7 protein-coding genes are annotated in these 4,639 nt (G+C 38.8%); all 7 read left to right on the forward strand.

The window, feature by feature from the left end; genetic code table 11:
* On the forward strand, nt 1-376 hold a 376-nt coding region (locus H5202_RS18100; protein ID WP_182773297.1), incomplete at its 5' end, for a 5'-nucleotidase.
* Between the two features lie 108 nt (nt 377-484).
* On the forward strand, nt 485-1,015 hold the full coding sequence (locus tag H5202_RS18105; protein WP_182773298.1) for a HEPN domain-containing protein: 531 nt from the start codon (nt 485-487) through the stop codon (nt 1,013-1,015).
* Between the two features lie 221 nt (nt 1,016-1,236).
* Nucleotides 1,237-1,647 (forward strand): hypothetical protein, encoded by a 411-nt coding sequence (locus H5202_RS18110; protein ID WP_182773299.1) that lies wholly within the window; start codon nt 1,237-1,239, stop codon nt 1,645-1,647.
* Between the two features lie 61 nt (nt 1,648-1,708).
* Nucleotides 1,709-2,317, forward strand: a complete 609-nt coding sequence (locus H5202_RS18115; protein WP_182773300.1) for a hypothetical protein — start codon at nt 1,709-1,711, stop codon at nt 2,315-2,317.
* Nucleotides 2,318-2,386: 69 nt separating this feature from the next.
* On the forward strand, nt 2,387-3,079 hold the full coding sequence (locus H5202_RS18120; protein ID WP_182773301.1) for an amino acid adenylation: 693 nt from the start codon (nt 2,387-2,389) through the stop codon (nt 3,077-3,079).
* A gap of 155 nt (nt 3,080-3,234) precedes the next feature.
* The gene (locus H5202_RS18125; RefSeq protein WP_182773302.1) at nt 3,235-4,326 is read left to right on the forward strand and encodes a ComEC/Rec2 family competence protein; all 1,092 of its coding nucleotides are present in this window, start codon (nt 3,235-3,237) and stop codon (nt 4,324-4,326) included.
* Nucleotides 4,327-4,328: 2 nt separating this feature from the next.
* On the forward strand, nt 4,329-4,529 hold the full coding sequence (locus tag H5202_RS18130; RefSeq protein WP_182773303.1) for a hypothetical protein: 201 nt from the start codon (nt 4,329-4,331) through the stop codon (nt 4,527-4,529).
* Nucleotides 4,530-4,639 lie beyond the last annotated feature (110 nt).

Genomic DNA, 4,639 nt, shown 5'->3' on the forward strand with positions numbered 1-4,639 from the left:
GAACATTCCTATGGCAGAAGGACCTTACGCTAGTTTGCTGCATAAATTATCACGGCTACAAGATCGTCTTCCTATCCGTGTTGAATATTCACCTATACGCATAGCACTAGTCACAGCTCGTAATAGCCCATCTGAAATGAGAGTAATTAAAACATTGAGGCATTGGGGAGTTTATGTCGACGAGGCTTTTTTCTTAGGTGGTGTAGAAAAAACTAAAGTATTGAAGGCCTTCAGACCACATATTTTCTTTGATGACCAGGACGTTCACCTAGATGCTGCTGCTAATTTAGTTCCATCAGGCAAGGTACCTTACTTAAGTAGCTCCGCGTTATCAAAACCAATAGTATTAAAGAAAATTGATGACATAAATGATTAAAAATCAATAATAATTAGACTGTTATCGATTCACAAATAAAGTGTTGTACATAAACATAAACATAAACATAAAATCAATGGTTAGAAGTATTTAGATAAGGACATTACCTTGACTCATTCATTAAAAATCTTTCGTCAATCTTTAAGTGAAGCCCGTGAGCTGGCTGATTGTTATGATGTGCTGAATAGCCATCCCGAGCTATCTACTCCATCTTCATTAAAAAAAGCTTGTTTAATTTTGACTCTCACTGCATGGGAAACATATGTAGAAGATGTCATTACAGAGCTTTTTGAAAGTAAATTTAGTTTATTAAAAGGTTCGCCTCTTGGGACATTTGCTGAGAAGCAACTTAAAGAACGTTTGAAGTCTTTTCATAACCCTAACTCTCAAAAAACAAAGCACTTGTTTGAAGAGTTTTTCCATATTGATGTTACAGAACATTGGAAATGGAATAATGTCATGCCAAAAGATGCAAGAGAGCAGTTGAATCGTTGGATAAGTAAACGAGGAGAGGCCGTGCATAGAGCTGGAGGAGAAGTGAATCAACCTCAAATTATAAAAAAAGAAGAACTTGCTAAATGTTTACGATTTTTTGATGAACTTGCAAATGCAACAGACCACGTATTAGAAAAAATTTAACATGGTAATTTTTATGGATGTACAAATAATAAGTAACATTTCGGAAGGCATGTTTGAACGTTCAGATATTATTGAATTAATTTTATTAGGTCCACTGAGCTCCTCGAAATGTCCAATCTCACGTTGTTTGGCAAACCAAGATCAGGTATGGCCGAAGGCTGTTCAATTTAGCTTTTGGCGAGCTTTTGCCACTTTTAAAATATCAAACCGAGGAGGTCAGTATGTCAGATAGTGCTGTTTTTGAAATTATGGCTCAATTTAAGCTGGTGATAACGCATGAATTTACATCAGAGGATTTAGCTGATGCTGAAGGTGATATACCTACCATGCACGAAAATTTTGAGCATGAAGTTCAAGTGGGATTTTCGCAGTCGGATATCGATATAATGATTGATGATGATGTAAAGATTACCGCAGATAATCAAATTGGCTTCTCAGGTTATTTGAAACGCTGCTATGAATTTAAAACAGAAGAATTTGATAACGATGAGCTTATAGATGGTTGTTTTGAAACGCAGTTAAATGATATGAAGCTAGAAGTGATTAACTGTTGTGATATGAGCTTGTACGAAATAACACTTATATCATATAGCTGGGCAGATGATGAATTGGTCGAAATAATACCAAATTAAAGAACGGTATTTTTTACTTTTAATAAACCGAAGTAGATAGCAAATAAAATAAGGATGTTCCATGTCAGCTAATAGAATAAAACCCGCCAAACAAGGCCATCTCGATGGTGCGTGTGGTTTTTACGCAATCGTTAATGCTATTCATCTCTTAGAGCCTGATTTACCTCAAAAAGAACTATTTAATATTACTATTTCGACATTTATTCAAGATGGTAATCCTATGGCTTTTATTGAGGGAACTAATCGCGGAACAATTAAAAATGTACTTAGTCGATTGCTAGAATATATTCACTCTAATTATGAACTCACTGATAATACAACTGATGAACCTTACCGCATAAAGTTTTCAATCCCCTATTGGGTTAAAGATAACGATCGAAGCAGAAAAGATGTTATTGATACACTCAGCCAAGCAAATTATCGCAAAGGGACTGTTTGTATTTTGGGCTTTGGAATGAATGATGGTGATGAGCTAGACTACGCCCATTGGACTGTAATTAAAGGTTTTAAAGATAGATGTTTCATCACACATGATTCTGGTCAAGAGGCAAAGAAAATAAACTTGGATACCATTCGAATTGATAGTCAGCAGCGAAAAAACAGTCAACGGCCATACAACTATTTTAGTGAAGATATTTTTATACTAGAACGTGTTCCTGCAGAAAAGTAATGCTAAGGCTTTTCCGTTTAAAATCATTGTGTAACAATAAAGTTCCATTAGTTCAAGGTATGTTCTCTATTGAAATTATTACTATCAACAACCAATGCTCTCAACAAATGGCTTAAATCCGACTTACCTCGTTGTCCTGCGAAAGAGGGCCAGAGAGTCGGCGTTAATTTCTTAGCTTCAGACGAGCAATCATTGTGCTGGCAGCTGCACATTATCGATAATGCCTACAAATCACGCGATAAAACCATTATTGCCTGTGAAGCAAACAGCCGTTTCATTGTATTTATACCGGTTGATATAAAGCTAACGCTGGATGAATTAGCTACACGCTTGCAAATGGAGTGGCAGTATTCATTAGCAGAAACTTTACAGCAGCTTCGCGCCATGTCAAATAGTAAGATTGCTATGCTATTAAGTGAGTTATCAGAACTGAACATGGATACACATTGGGTAAAAAATACCGACTTAAGCATTAGCGGCCACATAAGCGATGCCGGGCTTTGGGTTAACCAAACCCTTGTTGATGGCAAACAAGAAGAGCTATCGTCAGAACAGGCTCTAGACTTAGCTATTTACCTAAACAGTCAACCAAAACAGCTAAATAAAGGCAAAGACAAAATCATTCCTGTTAAGTGTTTACTTGAATACTGTAATAAACAACTTGGCGCGACATGTAGCAAAGCCCCCGATCCGGCCGACAATATATCAGAATTGCCTCATGCATCAAATATCGTCTACCTAAAGCTAAGTAAGCCATTATAAGGGTGTAACATTATTTACTTTTAGGTGATTTTAATTATCTAAAACTATGATATGCAATAGCGATTTAAATCTATCTAATTGAATTATAATAATTAAGTTTTATGGCATGATTTGTGGATTATCTCCTGTATCTAATATTACACAGGAGATACACAATGGGATATGAAGTTGATTTTTTAGGTGTCGGTACTGAGTCGAAAAGCGGTGACGCGATCGCACTACGTTTCGGTAATTTACATGGTGCCCGCCATGAGCAAACAGTCGTGCTGATTGATGCTGGTTTCCGCGATACCGGAGCTGAGTTAGTTGAGCATATCCGCACTTACTTTGGAACGAATACCGTCGACTTAGTGATTAGCAGCCACCCAGATCAGGACCACATTAATGGCCTGGAGGTGGTATTAAACGAACTACAGGTAAAAGAACTGTGGATACATCAACCTTGGTTACATAACCACAAATTGGCAGATGAATTTGCTGATGGACGTTTAACCGATTCAAGCCTAGGTGAACGTTTAAAGCAAAACTTAGAGCGAGCATGGTCGCTTTCTAAATTGGCAAACCGGCAGGGCATTTCAGTAAAAGAGCCTTTTACAGGGCTGACTGATAAGACAGGTTCAGTTAAGGTTTTAGGCCCCACTCAATCCTACTATGAGTCGCTGATTCCAAATTTTGATGGCATGCCTGCGAGGGCGGAAGCAAGTGCTGTCGCCAACGAGAGCTGGTTAGACAAAGCCTTACGTATGGTAAAAGAGTTTGTCGCGTCATGGGGGGAAGACCATATTTCAGATGATGGCCAAACTTCGGCAAAAAATAACTCAAGTGTTATTACACAACTTATCGTAGATGGTAAACGTTTAGTCTTTACTGCGGATGCAGGTATTCAGGCGTTAGAGTATGCTGCTGAACAGATTGAGTGTTGCTACTCTGGTGCTGAGTTTAAGCTAATTCAAATTCCCCATCATGGTAGTCGGCGCAATATCGGCCCAACAGTATTAAACCGTTTAATAGGCAACCCGGTCGCACAAGGTACATACAGCGGCGTCACGGCAATCGCATCTACAGCCAAAACAGGGGAGCCGAAGCATCCAAGAAAGGCTGTTCTTAATGCATTCACTCATCGAGGAGCCAGAGTTTTGGTAACTCGTGGTCAGGGGATAATGCATTATCACAATGCTCCAGGGCGCTCAGGTTGGTCTTCGTTGAATGCAGAACCATACCACCTTTCTTATGAAGAGGAAGTGTAACCATGGCTTGGATTTCTTTAAAAACACAAAACCTTCCGTTACTCGCGATCCTCGTTGTTACTCAGGTAGGAGTTGCTTATGGTTTATCGCATCCTGATTTCGACTGGAAGGGATTTGAAGTATTCACTGCGGACAGCGTTGTTATGGCAATAATTACGGTGTTAGTAGCGCTATTTAGTAGCTTGTTAGTAAGCGGTCAATGAACTGGTGAAGCTTATTCTGCTTCACCTAAATCAACATTCCACGGCAGCAAATCAGTCATATCATCTGATGGTGCACGCTTGGGTAATTCCGTAAAGAGATGACGGAAATA

This window comes from Shewanella sp. SG41-4 (genome assembly GCF_014164505.1).
In the GTDB taxonomy this organism is placed as follows: domain Bacteria; phylum Pseudomonadota; class Gammaproteobacteria; order Enterobacterales; family Shewanellaceae; genus Shewanella.